Genomic DNA, 13,836 nt, shown 5'->3' with positions numbered 1-13,836 from the left:
GTTGGTTTGAGGCGGCGCTTCGGCCACGATTGCATTGACCTCTGGAAATGTATCTCAACCAGCTTCATAAACAAAGCGTCTTGAACGCTATCAGATTTTGAAAAAGGAACATGTATGCCGCGTCGCGTCACTCTAACCGATCGGCAGAAAGACGCGCTGTTGCGCTTGCCGACTTCACAGACGGATTTGCTCAAGCACTATACGCTGAGTGATGAAGACCTTGGGCATATCAGGCTGCGTCGGCGCGCTCACAACAGGTTCGGCTTCGCCCTGCAATTGTGTGTCCTGCGCTATCCCGGCCGGGTGCTGGCTCCAGGCGAACTGATCCCTGCAGAGGTCATCGAATTTATCGGAGCGCAGCTTGGCCTGGGTGCCGACGATCTCGTAGACTATGCTGCCCGCGAGGAAACACGGCACGAGCATCTTGCCGAGTTACGGGGGCTCTACGGCTTCCGCACCTTCTCCGGACGTGGTGCGAGCGAGCTGAAGGAATGGTTGTTCCGAGAAGCCGAGATGGCGGTGTCGAACGAGGATATCGCCCGTCGCTTCGTAGCCGAGTGCCGACGCACCCGCACTGTCCTTCCCGCGACATCCACGATCGAGCGGCTTTGTGCCGCGGCTCTCGTCGATGCCGAGCGACGCATCGAGACGAGGATCGCCAGTCGGCTGCCTATGTCGATCCGAGAACAGTTGCTGGCATTGCTCGAGGAGACGGCTGATGATCGGGTGACCCGTTTTGTGTGGCTGCGCCAGTTCGAGCCTGGCTCGAACTCTTCGTCGGCCAACCGGCTGCTCGACCGGCTCGAATATCTGCAACGCATCGATCTCCCCGAGGATCTGCTTGCCGGCGTTCCTGCCCATCGGGTGACTCGTCTGCGCAGGCAGGGTGAACGGTATTATGCCGACGGCATGCGCGATCTCCCGGAGGACAGGCGGCTTGCGATCTTGGCTGTTTGCGTCTCGGAATGGCAGGCGATGTTGGCCGACGCAGTGGTCGAAACCCACGACCGGATCGTCGGCCGTCTCTACCGTGCTTCGGAGCGTATTTGCCATGCAAAGGTCGCAGACGAAGCGGGGGTGGTGCGTGACACCCTGAAATCCTTCGCCGAGATCGGGGGCGCCCTGGTCGATGCACAGGATGATGGCCAGCCGCTGGGCGATGTCATCGCGAGTGGGTCAGGGTGGGACGGCTTAAAAACCCTTGTTGCAATGGCAACCAGGCTGACCGCCACCATGGCCGACGATCCGCTCAATCATGTGCTCGACGGTTATCACCGCTTCCGCCGATACGCTCCACGCATGTTGCGCCTGCTCGATCTGCGAGCTGCGCCCGTTGCACTGCCGCTTCTGGAAGCGGTGACGGCCCTTCGTACCGGTTTGAACGATGCCGCGATGACCAGCTTCTTGCGGCCCAGCTCGAAATGGCATCGCCACCTTCGGGCCCAGAGGGCTGGCGACGCTCGCCTATGGGAGATCGCGGTGCTGTTCCATCTGCGCGATGCGTTCCGCTCCGGAGATGTCTGGCTTACTAGGTCCCGGCGCTATGGCGATCTGAAACACGCACTCGTTCCGGCACAATCCATCGCGGAAGGCGGTCGTCTCGCTGTGCCATTGCGGCCGGAGGAATGGCTGGCAGACCGGCAAGCTCGCCTCGACATGCGGTTGCGCGAGCTTGGCCGTGCCGCTCGCGCAGGCACGATCCCGGGCGGGTCGATTGAAAACGGCGTTCTGCATATCGAGAAACTCGAAGCCGCCGCGCCGACAGGCGCCGAAGATCTGGTGCTCGATCTCTACAAGCAGATCCCGCCCACGCGCATCACCGATCTCCTGCTGGAGGTGGATGCGGCGACCGGCTTCACCGAAGCGTTCACCCATCTGCGCACAGGAGCACCCTGCGCTGACCGGATCGGGCTAATGAACGTTATCTTGGCGGAAGGGATCAACCTCGGCTTGCGCAAAATGGCGGATGCGACAAACACCCACACCTTCTGGGAATTGATCCGCATTGGACGGTGGCATGTCGAGGGCGAAGCCTATGACCGGGCGCTGGCCATGGTGGTCGAGGCACAGGCAGCGTTACCCATGGCCCGGTTCTGGGGCATGGGCACGTCGGCTTCGAGCGACGGACAGTTCTTCGTCGCTACAGAGCAAGGTGAGGCCATGAACCTGGTCAACGCGAAATATGGCAATACCCCGGGCCTGAAAGCCTATAGCCACGTCTCCGACCAATATGCGCCGTTCGCAACCCAGGTGATTCCTGCAACGGCAAACGAAGCGCCTTACATCCTCGATGGCCTGCTGATGAACGATGCTGGACGCCATATCCGCGAGCAGTTCACCGACACGGGCGGCTTCACCGATCACGTCTTTGCCGCATGTGCCATTCTCGGCTACCGGTTCGCTCCGCGCATCCGCGACCTGCCATCCAAACGGCTCTACGCGTTCAATCCGTCGGCCGCCCCGGCGCACCTGCGAGCGTTGATCGGCGGAAAGGTCAACCAAGCCATGATCGAGCGCAATTGGCCCGACATCCTGCGCATCGCCGCCACCATTGCTGCCGGGACCGTCGCGCCAAGCCAGATTCTGCGGAAACTCGCCTCCTATCCGCGGCAGAACGAGCTCGCGACAGCCCTGCGGGAAGTCGGTCGCGTCGAGCGCACCCTGTTCATGATCGACTGGATTCTGGATGCCGAACTCCAACGGCGTGCCCAGATCGGGCTCAACAAAGGCGAAGCTCATCATGCGCTGAAGCGGGCAATCAGCTTCCACCGCCGCGGTGAAATCCGCGACCGTTCCGCCGAAGGCCAGCATTACCGCATCGCCGGCATGAATCTGCTCGCCGCCATCATCATCTTCTGGAACACCATGAAGCTCGGCGAGGTCGTTGCAAACCAGAAACGCGATGGAAAGCTGCTATCGCCCGATCTCTTGGCCCATGTTTCGCCGCTCGGATGGGAACACATCAATCTCACCGGAGAATATCGCTGGCCAAAGCCTTAGCGTAGGATTCCGCCCCCTCCCGCAAACGACCCCAAGAAGCCTTGCGAATCCGTACAGCGGGCGGTGAATGGCGGGCGGCTCATGTTGTCGGTGCTGATGTAACGCAGGACGTTGCTTTGCTTGAGTTTGAAGGCGACCCATTGCCACCGATTAAGGTGGCCAACACTCTACCCAGGCCGGGCCAGGACGTTATGGCCATAGGCTCGCCGTCCGGTTACGGCTTTGCTGTCGGTGTCGGCATTGTTGCCTGGCACGGCCTCGATGCAAAGATGCTATCCCCTAATGATTTCATGCTTGTAACGGCTTCAGTCGTGGGCGGTAATTCCGGCGGCGTGGTCGTGAATACGCACGGTGAAGCGGTTTCATTGGTTAGCTATGGCAGCGGCAGTTATACGCAAACAGTGCCGATTGACCGAGCTTTAACCGTTGCTGGCCAGCTGGCCAAGTAACGCTACCCCAAGGCCGGGCAAATTTTGCCCAGGTCAATTACCAAGCGCCGAAGGGCGGCGCATGAAGAAAAAAAACATTAAAAAACTGGAGTAAATCACTATGAAAATTCGCAATGTATTTTGTTCACTGGTTGTTGCCTTTGCTGTTGTGTCTGTTTCACAGGCAGCGACTGCCACTGATTTGGACGTTGTGCATACTGCGTATGAAGCCTACGAAGGAGCTGCAAAGGCTTTAGAGCGCAGCATTGACGTTGTGCATAGCAAACTGAACACCGCAGGTTTAACGCCAGAAGAAATGCAAAAGCTGCAACTACAGCTTGATGCTTTGAAGGCACAGCATGACGTGGCACTGGGCCGGGTGATGGTTGAAGCTGCAAAGAAACAGCAAATCTAAGCAGTACCAGGAACAGAAAGGGCGGCCAGTTGGCCGCCTTTTTTGTTTGCGCTGAAACTGTCTTGTTTTGTCGCGTATGTCCTAAGACTTGCGACAAGCTACCGTCCTGCTGTTTACCAGGCGTTGCCGTGTCGCGTGTTTTAGTTGCATATAATGAACACATGCGACTAAAACCGGAGACAGTACACAATGAACAAAAACACCACTACTGGCCTGCTGTTGGGCTATGCCCGAGTCAGTACCGACGACCAGGACTTAACCAATCAAAGGGCCGAGCTGCAAGCCGCTGGCTGCACTAAGCTATTTTCGGTGCTGTTGCAAAGTTGGGGCAGTAGGAAGACCGGCGTGGAATAATCAGGGCCATGGGCATCTTCTCCGGTCGTCATTTCCCTCGTGAAATCATCCTGTGGGCGGTGCGGTGGTACTGCCGATACGGTGTGAGCTACCGCGACCTCGAAGAGATGATGACCGAGCGTGGCGTGCCGGTCGATCACACCACGATCTACCGCTGGGTCCAGAAATACGCCCCTGAGCTGGACAAGCGAACTCGGTGGTACCGGCAGGTACCTGACTGGCAGGCCCGGTCCTGGCGGGTGGATGAGACCTATATCCGGGTCGGCGGAAAGTGGTGCTACCTCTATCGGGCGATCACCGCCGGTGGGCAGACCCTGGACTTTTACCTCTCCCCGAAGCGCAACGTAGCGGCAGCGAAGCGTTTCCTGGCCAAGACCCTGAGGTCAAACGCGTCGGCCGGGTCCCCGCGGGTGATTAATACAAATAAGGCACCCTCCCTGGCCAAGGCAATCTCCGAGCTCAAGGAAGAAGGCATCTGCCCGCAGACCGTGGAACACCGGCAGGTGAAATACCTCAATAACGTCATTGAAGGAGATCATGGGCGGCTGAAACGGATCCTCGGACCGAAGGGGGCGTTCAAAAACCGGACCTCGGCGTACCGGACGTTGAAAGGGATGGAAGCGATGCACTCATTACGGAAAGGCCAGGGCGCGATGTTTGCCTACGGGCAACCGAACCCGGATGCGGTGATCGTCAGCCGGGTGTTCGAGGCTGCCTGAGAACGCCGACCCGCAGCGAGCATCAGAGGATGAAGACTGGGTCGTCACGGCTCTCCGCCTGAAGTTTGCAACAGCACCGTTGAATGCTCGGTGGCTACGCTCGATTGTTCTTGGATTGCTTGTCGAGGATAAATCTGGCGGTGAGTGCTGTGGCACGGTCTTCGTCGTCGAGGAGCGATGTGAGCGTCTCTTTTGTCGCGTCCAGCGGAAGATCGTTCAGTGCGCCGACCAAGCGCCGGCGGGCGTCGGGCTCTGCGACCTTCAGTGCCTTGGTAAGTGCGGCCATGACGTGACCGACCTGCCCGTTACTGAGAGCGAGTTCTGCGAGCGCGTCAGCGGCCTCAACGTCGTACTGACCGGTGATGATGAGTCCGATCAGTGCGGTGATGGAGCCTTTCTTGCCGAGTTGTGCGCGGGTGAAGATCGCACGGTTTCGGATACGAAGATCCTCATGTTTCGTCAACCTCATGACTACCCGTCCAGCGACAGGCGTATCGATTTTCACTAGGGCGTCGAACGCGCGGCGCCTCTGTTCGTTGTCCGATGAGCCCAGGGCCTGGACAAGCATGGGGATCGCCGCGTCCCCGCTTCGGGCGATAGCCCATTGCAGGGCACCGGCAGCGTCTTCAGTGTTCTCGCGCAGCATGGCCTCAACGAGTACTGAAGTATTGCGCCGGTCGGGATTCGCAGCCTTTAAGGCCAGTTGCTGTCGATGTGAAGGGCTTGGTGATTCCAATCCTCGGACGAGTTCGATGGTGCGCAGGACATCGGCCCAGGTTTTCGGTGCGGTGGAGTGTATATCTTCTAGTCGTTGCATCAGTTCCTGCCCCTGCGTGATCTGCTCTCGCGTACGTTTGATGACGTGATCGATCATCGCTTCGGGATCGAACGCACGATCATCGATTACGTCCGTGATCTGAGCAAGACTCAACCCTAGGGAGCGCAACCCTTCGACGTGGAACAGTCGACGCATATCGCTCTCCGAATACTCTCGGTATCCGCTCGTTGTTCGATCCGACGGGGTTACCAAACCGATCCGATCATAGTGACGCAGCATCCGGGCACTGATTCCCGAACGCTGCGCCACCTCACCGATCAGCAACTACTGTTCCTTTGACATTGGTGCCCCACGAAGAGCAACAGCTCGCTTCGCTTCCGCGATCGCCGCGTCGAATCCTTCATCAGGATCCGCCATGATTGCCAGCGTCGCCACAGCGTGAGCTCTCACCGCCTGGTTCTCGCTAATCGCCGCATCGCCGATGACCGGTTTGGCAGCGGTTCCCAGGGCGGCGAACGCGCGACTGAGGCTACGCTGTGTCTCGCGATCTCCCCGCCCGAGCTCGCTGACCAGTTCCTCAGCTAACTCAGTCTCGTGACCGGCAGGCACAAGCCCGACGGCGGTGCGCCATGCTGTGCGAGCCACCTCGACGTTCTCATCGTGGAGGAGATCCACGGTGATGGCAGTCCATGTTGTGGGGTTGCCGATCTTTGAGAGCGTGTGCAACGCCTGACTGCGCGCTCGAGCCGATGCGGAATGAAGTTGAGGCAAAACAGACTCCACTGTCAACTCCGGGTCGTGCCTAGTCAATGCCCAGGTCAGCATATCTCGGACGAAGAAGTCCGGCTCCACTCCGCAATACTCGACAAGCACCTCAATGTAGGACTCATCCGGCTGAGTACCGGCTGCTAAAGCTATTTGCAAACGCGCCGACGAGCTGGCTACCGACAAGGCATGCCTTAACCGCGCTTCTGGTGTTCCTTTTCCGACTTCAGCCATTACTATACCTCCTCATCCCACTCAACACCTTGTCATTGTGACAATGTCAACCCATCAGCTGGGAGGTGAAACAGCCAGTTCAGTAGATACTCACTGCTAAGGGTGCTGTTGCAAACTTCAGGCGCCCATAGTGGGACTTGCATCCGCAATCCCCACACCGTCACTCCACAACCCCCGCGAACACGAAAACAAAAGAAACCGGAGGTCACTACCTCTTTCGAGTTTGTGATCTCCGGCCCTTGCGGTTCGTGAACCGCTCACTGTGGGCGAAGGGGGACTTGAACCCCCACGTCCTTGCGGACACTGGCACCTGAAGCCAGCGCGTCTGCCATTCCGCCACTCGCCCGAGTGACAACAAACAACTGTCGTTTGCGACTCACCTAATCTAGCATGCATCCCCCAGAAAACAGCAAATCCGCTGGTAGATGCGGTTAAACAGGGAAGGAAAACCTACAGCCCCTATACTAGACACGTTAAACCTAAAGGAAGGAGGTGTGCTCGTGGGATTGATGGATAGGTTTGCCAAGCTTGACTCCGCAATGCAGCGTGGCCTCGATAATGGGTTAGCCCGCGTCTTTGGTGGGAACGTCGTGCCCGCCGAGATCGAAGAGGCGCTCAAGCAGCAGGCCGAAGACTACCGTGTCCATACTTATGAGGGCTATATCGAAGCTCCGAATGAATACACGGTCAGCGTGTCCGAACAGGATGCCAAGAATCTCAAAGAGCAACACCCCCGCCTTGAAGAAGGCCTCGCGGATCTCATGACCCGCCACATCCGCAACCAAGGTTGGACTGCCGCCGGCGAAGTCTCCGTCAAAATCCAGGCGAATGAGTCTTTGAAGACCGGTCAGATGAAGGTTGAGAACAAGATAGAGGAAGACATGGACGTCGATAAGCAACCCAAGCATCTCAACCTGCTGCTTCAGGACGGCTCGAGCCGCACCTACGCCCTCAAAGAGGGCTCCAACATCATCGGCCGTGGTCAGGATGCCGACCTGCGCCTTCCGGACACCGGCGTGAGTCGCGAGCACGTCGAGATCACCTGGAACGGCGAGGACGCCGTGCTCACAGACCTGCAAAGCACCAACGGCACCACCGTCAACGACATGCCCGTGGACAACTGGATGCTGGCGGACGGCGACGTGATTTCGGTGGGCCACTCGCGCATCGAAGTACGGATCACGAAGGGATAGCGCATGGATCTTGGAATTTTGCTCATATTCCGCATCGGACTGCTCGCCTTGATGTGGCTGTTCATCCTCAGCATCGTCCGTGTTCTCCGCAAGGACCTCGGCGCAGCGGCCGGCCCGGCAGTGGTGCAAAATCGGCCAAGCCTGCCAAAACTGGGGGCTAAGGGCAGTGTCCGCCTCCTGAAGGTGATCGACGGTCCCCTCACCGGCTCCCACATGGACATTTCCACCCTGCAGGAGCTCACGCTCGGCCGCAGTCAGGACGCCGACTTCGTGGTCGGGGATGACTATGCTTCCGGCCGTCACTCGCGCCTGTTCAAACGGGGCAGCGATTGGTACATTGAGGATCTTGCGTCCCGCAACGGTACTTATGTCATGGGCATGCGCATCGAGCAGCCCGAAAAAGTCCAGGTAGGCAGCGACATCAAAATTGGACGGACCACCGTCAGGTTGGAGCCCTAAATGAAACTCAACTTCACCGTCGCCTCCGACCGCGGCCTCGTCCGCGGCAACAACGAAGACTCCGCCTACGCAGGCCCGCGCCTGCTCGCGCTTGCCGACGGCATGGGCGGCCACGCAGCCGGTGAAGTCGCCTCCCAGATCATGATCGACCACCTGCGTGTCCTCGACGCAGACGCCGCAGACAATGACCTGCTCGCCCTGCTCGGCACCATCGCTGACGATGCCAATGCAGCCATCGCCGCCGAGATCGAACAGCGCCCCGAGACTGCGGGCATGGGCACCACCTGCACCACTTTGCTTTTCGACGGCACCCAGTTCGGCCTCCTCCACGTCGGCGATTCCCGGGGCTACCGCCTGCGCGACGGCAAGTTGGAGCGGATCACCCGCGACGACACCTACGTGCAGTCCCTGGTCGACGAAGGCGAGCTGGACGCGGAAGATGTGTCCACCCACCCGCAGCGCTCCCTGATCCTCAAGGCCTACACCGGCCAGCCAGTTGAGCCCACCTTGCAGTACCTCGACGCCCAGGTCGGCGATCGTTTGCTGCTCTGCTCAGACGGCCTCTCTGACCCAGTCACTTTTGACACCATCCAGAACGAACTGGGCAAGGGCAGCCCGAAGGACGCGGCCATCAGGCTCATCGAGCTCGCACTGCGCTCCGGCGGCCCGGACAATGTCACCATCGTCATCGCGGACGTGGTGGAGGGTGACGGCGCCGCTCCCGAGCTGCCGATGACGGCAGGCGCGATCAACATCGGCGAGCCAGAAAATCCCAGGCCAGACACCTCTGCAGGGCGCGCCGCCGCCATGGCAGACCAGTCCCGCCAACCCATCGAAATCCCCGCAGCGGCCAACACCAAGAAGCGGCGGCCGTGGGTCGGTCTAGTAATCACGCTGATAATCGTCGGACTGCTCGCCGGGCTTGGGTTTTATGCCAAGACCATGCGGGACGACAACTTCTTCGTCGCGACCGACAATGACGCCGTGGTCATCAAACAGGGCTTCCACACGGACGTGTTCGGGAAGCCACTGTACGAGGTGTACCAAGCGGCGTGCCTGGATAAGGATGGCAAGCTCATGGTCGTCGATAAGGGCGATACATCCTGCACCCCATTCACCCTCAACGACCTCAAGCCTGATGCCCGTAACTCGGTGGCCACCCTGCCTTCAGGAAGCTACGACGAGGTCATGCAGCAGGTCACCCGCTTGTCTGAGCAGATCCTCCCTGCGTGCGTGAAGCGAGAGGGGGGACAGCCCGACCAAACCCAGGCCGGAGACCTGAACTCCCCTGGCGTGAACTGCCGGGAGGTTGCCAAGTGAGTGTGTTTGAACGATTCGCGCTGAGGCGCAAGGAATTCGGACTGTTGATTCTCGCGGCCGTCATCATCGGCGTTGCAATGGTCAACCTGGAGGTCGCGCTCGGCAACGCGCTGACCCTCGAAGTCATCTATATCGTCGGTGGCTTCATCGGCGTGTTCACCATCGCCCACCTGGCCCTCTGCTTCCTCGCGCCCTACGCCGACCAAGTCATGCTGCCTGTCGCAGCGCTGCTCAACGGCCTGGGGCTGATCATGATTTACCGCCTGGACTCCGCGCTCGAAAACTCCATGGCCACCCGCCAGGTGATGTGGACCCTAGTCGGCGTCGTCCTCATGGTGTTGGTGCTGGTGTTCGTGCGCGACCACAAGGTGCTCAGCCGGTATTCCTATTTGCTCGGCTTGATCGGCCTGATCCTGCTGGCGCTGCCGATGGTCTGGCCGATTCAACCGGACACGGCCGCCGATGCCAAAATCTGGCTCACCATCGGTCCGTTTTCTATTCAGCCCGGTGAGTTTTCCAAGATCCTCCTCCTGCTGTTTTTCGCCCAGCTGCTTGTGAACAAGCGTGCGCTTTTCACCGTCGCGGGCTACCGCATTTTCGGAATGGACTTCCCGCGTCTACGTGACCTCGCCCCAATCCTGCTCGTGTGGGCGATCGCCCTGGTCATCATGGCCGGCGAAAATGACTTTGGCCCGGCGCTGCTGCTCTTTGCGACGGTCCTCGGCATGCTTTACCTGGCCACCAACCGGGTGTCCTGGCTCCTCATTGGCGTCGTGCTTGTGGCCGTGGGTGGCTTTGGCATCTACCAAATTTCGGACAAGATCCAGGCTCGCTTCGCCAACTTCCAGGACCCGATCGGCAACTACGAAACCAGCTACCAGCTCGCGCAAGCGCTGTTCGGCATGTCCTGGGGCGGAATCACTGGAACCGGTTTGGGCCAGGGCTATCCGCACATCGTGCCGGTGGCCTGGTCTGACTTCATCCTCTCCAGCGTCGGCGAAGAACTCGGTCTGGTCGGCCTGGCGGCTGTCTTGACTCTGTTCATGATTTTCATCTCCCGTGGCATGAACGCCGCGCTCAAGGTCAAGGACTCCTACGGCAAGCTCGTGGCAGCCGGCCTTTCCCTGACGCTGGCGATTCAGATCTTCGTGGTCACCGGTGGCATTTCCGCCATGATGCCGATGACAGGCCTGACTACCCCATTCATGTCCGCCGGTGGTTCCTCCCTGATGGCGAACTACATTCTGCTCGGACTGATCCTGCGTATTTCCGATTCCGCGCAGCGCCCATTCGGCCGTGGTACCAACACCCCGGCCCTCAGCACCGATACCCAACTGAGCGAGGCGGTGCACTAATGAACCGCTCGATCCGCAACACCGCGATCTTCGCGATCCTCATCATCCTCGCCCTGCTGGTCAACCTCAGCATCGTCCACGTATTCAAAGACGATGCTTACGCCAAGAGCGAGCTGAACCGCCGCGGCCTGTACGAGATGAAATCCACGCCGCGCGGCCAGATCTCCGCCGGTGGCCAGGTCTTGGCGCAGTCTGTCCAAGGCGAGGACGGTTTCTACCACCGCCAGTACCCCAACGACGTGTCCGCCTACGGCCCAACCCTCGGCTACCTCAGTGACACCTACGGCGCTTCGGGCCTGGAATCCTCCTACAACGGCGTACTCAATGGCACCGACCCTTCCCTGTTTGCCTCCCGCTGGTGGGACACCATCACAGGCAAGGAAAAGAATGGTGCCTCACTCAAGCTCACCATCAATCCGGCCGTCCAGCAGGTGGCCTATGAGGGACTGACCCAGCGCGGTTATGAAGGCGCGGTTGTTGCCCTCAACCCGAAGACCGGCGAGATCCTGGCCATGGCTTCTACCCCGTCGTATGATCCGGCCTCCATCGAGGACAACTGGGATCAGCTGCAAGCCCAAGAGGGTGCCCCGATGCTGAACCACGCCACCCAGGAGACCCTGCCTCCTGGCTCCACGTTCAAGGTGATCACCACCGCAGCGGGCCTAGCGAACGGCTACAACGCCGACTCCTCCGTCACCGGCGCCACGTCCATCACCCTCCCTGGTACCACTACCACCCTGGAAAACTATGGTGGTCAGTCCTGTGGCGGTACTTCCACCACGCTGCGCCAGGCCTTTGCCAAGTCGTGCAACACGGCCTTCGTGGAGATGGGCATCAACGTGGGCGATGAGGCGATGACCAAGGCCGCCAAGGACTTTGGCCTGGGCGACACCTACGACCTTGGCCTGCCGATGAGCCCCGGCGCGATCGGTGACCTCTCCGATGCCGCTGCCCGTGGCCAGTCCGCGATCGGCCAGCGCGACATCTCCATGTCCGTCCTGCAAAACGCGGTGGTCGCCGCGACCGTAGCCAATGGCGGCAAGCGGATGGAACCACACGTGGTTGCCGAGGTCCTGGGTAGCGACCTGCGCTCCCTGAAGAAGACGAAGCCGAAGGAACTGGGCCAGGCTATTTCCGCCGAGCAGGCCGCGACCCTGACCGAGCTAATGAAGGGCTCCGAGCGTTTGACGCAGGGGGCAACGGGGGCAGACATTGCCTCCAAAACGGGTACCGCGGAACACGGCGAGGACTCCCGGAACTCTAATCCACACGCGTGGTACATCGCTTTCGGACCAACGAAGGATGCCGATGTCGCGGTAGCCGTCGTTGTGAAGAACGGCGGTGACCGGGGCCAGGCCGCAACCGGTGGTTCCGTGGCAGCCCCAATCGGCCGCGCCGTGATCGACGCTGCGCTTCGTAGCGCGCGCTAAGGAAAGGAAGAGCATGGATCTTCAATCGCTCATCGGGCCCGATTACAAGTTGCAGTGGGAGATCGGCCACGGCGGTATGTCCACCGTGTGGCTTGCCGACGACATCCGCAACGGCCGCGAGGTGGCCGTCAAAGTCCTGCGCCCCGAATTCTCGGACAACCAAGAGTTCCTCAGCCGCTTCCGCAATGAGGCTCGCACGGCTGAAAGTATTCAGCACCCAAACGTGGTGGCTACTTACGATTACCGCGAGCTGGTGGACGACCGGGGTCGGAATTTTTGCTTCATCGTCATGGAGTTTGTGCGCGGTGAATCCCTCGCTGACCTGATTGCTCGAGAGGGTCGCATCCCCGAGGATCGCGCGCTCGGCATCCTGGAACAAGCTGCCCACGGCTTAGCCACCATCCACTCCATGGGGTTGGTGCACCGGGATATAAAGCCAGGCAACATCATGATCACCCCGGAGGACCGGGTGAAGATCACGGACTTTGGCATCGCCAAGGCTGCCGCAGCGGTGCCGCTGACCCGCACCGGCATGGTGGTGGGCACGGCGCAGTATGTCTCCCCGGAGCAGGCGCAGGGCCACGATGTCACCGCCACCTCCGATGTGTATTCGCTGGGTGTGGTGGGCTACGAGCTGCTGTCCGGCCAACGTCCCTTCACTGGTGATTCTTCCGTTTCTGTGGCGATCTCCCACATCCGCGATGCAGCGCCGCCACTGGGCATTGACATTTCGGCGCCGACCCGTGAGCTCATCGCCATCGCCTTGCGTAAGGATGCCCGCAGCCGCTTTGCGGACGGTCGCGCGTTCGCTGAGGCGATCTCGCAGGTCCGCTTCGGTCAGCAACCACAGGACCCGAACCCGCATCCGATGCAGGTTCCGGCGCCGGCCAGTGCGCAGACGACCGTTCTCACCGTGCGCACCCCAGCAGAGGTGCTGGAGGAGGCTGCCCCAGAAAAGAAGGGCAAGGGTGGCTGGATTGCCACGGGCATTATTGCCCTGCTACTCGCGGCTGGTGGCGGGGCGTGGGCATTACTCGGTGGCGAAGATCCAGAGCCTGCACCGATTCCGACGACCACTGCACCTGCACCCGCGACGACTACGGTGACGCAGGTGGCCCCCGCGCCGTCGACAAGCTCGAAGACGACCACGACGAAGCAGACGACAACCCCAACCTCGAGCACCCCGGAGCCGACCACCGTAACGTCGACGTCTGAGCCGACGACCACTAAGGAGACGTCGACGAAGGAAACCAAGGACAAGCCAACGAAACCGGCCAAGACGGAGCCACGCGTGTCTGTCCCGGAGGAAGTGCTCCCAACTGAGACGATTGATTTGGATATCCCAAATCTGACTACGCTCATTAATAATGGAATCATCAACTAACT

At 60.2% G+C, this 13,836-nt stretch carries 13 protein-coding genes and 1 tRNA gene; 11 read left to right on the top strand and 3 right to left on the bottom strand.

The genetic code is table 11. From position 1 onward, the window contains the following. The first annotated feature begins 114 nt into the window (after positions 1 to 114). The 5 genes from CKALI_RS00225 (at position 115) to CKALI_RS00205 (ending at position 4,916) form a co-directional block, all read left to right on the top strand. The gene (locus CKALI_RS00225; RefSeq protein ID WP_156191409.1) at positions 115 to 3,000 is read left to right on the top strand and encodes a Tn3 family transposase; all 2,886 of its coding nucleotides are present in this window, start codon (positions 115 to 117) and stop codon (positions 2,998 to 3,000) included. 41 nt (positions 3,001 to 3,041) lie between these two features. Further along, the gene (locus CKALI_RS00220) at positions 3,042 to 3,449 is read left to right on the top strand and encodes a S1C family serine protease (RefSeq protein WP_156191408.1); all 408 of its coding nucleotides are present in this window, start codon (positions 3,042 to 3,044) and stop codon (positions 3,447 to 3,449) included. 100 nt (positions 3,450 to 3,549) lie between these two features. Beyond that, on the top strand, positions 3,550 to 3,843 hold the full coding sequence (locus CKALI_RS00215; RefSeq protein ID WP_011117038.1) for a hypothetical protein: 294 nt from the start codon (positions 3,550 to 3,552) through the stop codon (positions 3,841 to 3,843). Between the two features lie 189 nt (positions 3,844 to 4,032). Then, entirely contained in the window at positions 4,033 to 4,197 is a 165-nt protein-coding gene (locus tag CKALI_RS00210; RefSeq protein WP_231580486.1) for a recombinase family protein, read from the top strand. An 8-nt stretch (positions 4,198 to 4,205) separates the two neighbouring features. Continuing rightward, entirely contained in the window at positions 4,206 to 4,916 is a 711-nt protein-coding gene (locus tag CKALI_RS00205; RefSeq protein WP_156191407.1) for an IS6 family transposase, read from the top strand. Positions 4,917 to 5,010: 94 nt separating this feature from the next. On the opposite strand, the gene CKALI_RS00200 is transcribed toward CKALI_RS00205, so the two are convergent. The 3 genes from CKALI_RS00200 to CKALI_RS00190 all read right to left on the bottom strand — a co-directional run bounded on the left by CKALI_RS00200 (position 5,011) and on the right by CKALI_RS00190 (position 7,039). Then, positions 5,011 to 6,018, bottom strand: a complete 1,008-nt coding sequence (locus CKALI_RS00200) for a MerR family transcriptional regulator (RefSeq protein ID WP_156191406.1) — start codon at positions 6,016 to 6,018, stop codon at positions 5,011 to 5,013. Continuing rightward, positions 6,019 to 6,693 (bottom strand): HEAT repeat domain-containing protein, encoded by a 675-nt coding sequence (locus CKALI_RS00195; RefSeq protein ID WP_156191405.1) that lies wholly within the window; start codon positions 6,691 to 6,693, stop codon positions 6,019 to 6,021. A gap of 263 nt (positions 6,694 to 6,956) precedes the next feature. After that, positions 6,957 to 7,039, bottom strand: a tRNA-Leu gene (locus CKALI_RS00190). Between the two features lie 154 nt (positions 7,040 to 7,193). Here CKALI_RS00190 and CKALI_RS00185 point away from each other — a divergent pair. From CKALI_RS00185 to CKALI_RS00160, 6 genes are read left to right on the top strand one after another with little or no spacing between them, the layout of a single operon-like run. Then, entirely contained in the window at positions 7,194 to 7,886 is a 693-nt protein-coding gene (locus CKALI_RS00185; protein ID WP_156193601.1) for a DUF3662 and FHA domain-containing protein, read from the top strand. Between the two features lie 3 nt (positions 7,887 to 7,889). After that, on the top strand, positions 7,890 to 8,345 hold the full coding sequence (locus CKALI_RS00180; RefSeq protein ID WP_156191404.1) for an FHA domain-containing protein FhaB/FipA: 456 nt from the start codon (positions 7,890 to 7,892) through the stop codon (positions 8,343 to 8,345). Continuing rightward, on the top strand, positions 8,346 to 9,665 hold the full coding sequence (locus CKALI_RS00175) for a PP2C family protein-serine/threonine phosphatase (RefSeq protein ID WP_156191403.1): 1,320 nt from the start codon (positions 8,346 to 8,348) through the stop codon (positions 9,663 to 9,665). Continuing rightward, positions 9,662 to 11,020 (top strand): FtsW/RodA/SpoVE family cell cycle protein, encoded by a 1,359-nt coding sequence (locus CKALI_RS00170; protein WP_231580485.1) that lies wholly within the window; start codon positions 9,662 to 9,664, stop codon positions 11,018 to 11,020. Before CKALI_RS00175 ends, CKALI_RS00170 begins: the two co-directional genes overlap by 4 nt. Further along, positions 11,020 to 12,450 (top strand): penicillin-binding transpeptidase domain-containing protein, encoded by a 1,431-nt coding sequence (locus tag CKALI_RS00165; protein ID WP_156191402.1) that lies wholly within the window; start codon positions 11,020 to 11,022, stop codon positions 12,448 to 12,450. Before CKALI_RS00170 ends, CKALI_RS00165 begins: the two co-directional genes overlap by 1 nt. 13 nt (positions 12,451 to 12,463) lie before the next feature. Beyond that, positions 12,464 to 13,834: a serine/threonine-protein kinase gene (locus CKALI_RS00160; protein WP_156191401.1), complete on the top strand. Its 1,371-nt coding sequence runs from the start codon at positions 12,464 to 12,466 to the stop codon at positions 13,832 to 13,834. The last annotated feature ends 2 nt before the right edge of the window (positions 13,835 to 13,836 follow it).

Source organism: Corynebacterium kalinowskii, assembly GCF_009734385.1.
GTDB lineage: Bacteria > Actinomycetota > Actinomycetes > Mycobacteriales > Mycobacteriaceae > Corynebacterium > Corynebacterium kalinowskii.
Note: the sequence above shows the minus strand (reverse complement) of the source record. Positions and strands in the feature narration are given on the sequence as shown.

Bases quoted from the DNA above. Each gene is read 5' to 3' on its own strand.
- CKALI_RS00225 (WP_156191409.1), top strand. From the start codon at position 115: ATGCCGCGTCGCGTCACTCTAACCGATCGGCAGAAAGACGCGCTGTTG.
- CKALI_RS00215 (WP_011117038.1), top strand. From the start codon at position 3,550: ATGAAAATTCGCAATGTATTTTGTTCACTGGTTGTTGCCTTTGCTGTT.
- CKALI_RS00210 (WP_231580486.1), top strand. From the start codon at position 4,033: ATGAACAAAAACACCACTACTGGCCTGCTGTTGGGCTATGCCCGAGTC.
- CKALI_RS00205 (WP_156191407.1), top strand. From the start codon at position 4,206: ATGGGCATCTTCTCCGGTCGTCATTTCCCTCGTGAAATCATCCTGTGG.
- CKALI_RS00195 (WP_156191405.1), bottom strand. From the start codon at position 6,693: ATGGCTGAAGTCGGAAAAGGAACACCAGAAGCGCGGTTAAGGCATGCC.
- CKALI_RS00180 (WP_156191404.1), top strand. From the start codon at position 7,890: ATGGATCTTGGAATTTTGCTCATATTCCGCATCGGACTGCTCGCCTTG.
- CKALI_RS00175 (WP_156191403.1), top strand. From the start codon at position 8,346: ATGAAACTCAACTTCACCGTCGCCTCCGACCGCGGCCTCGTCCGCGGC.
- CKALI_RS00165 (WP_156191402.1), top strand. From the start codon at position 11,020: ATGAACCGCTCGATCCGCAACACCGCGATCTTCGCGATCCTCATCATC.
- CKALI_RS00160 (WP_156191401.1), top strand. From the start codon at position 12,464: ATGGATCTTCAATCGCTCATCGGGCCCGATTACAAGTTGCAGTGGGAG.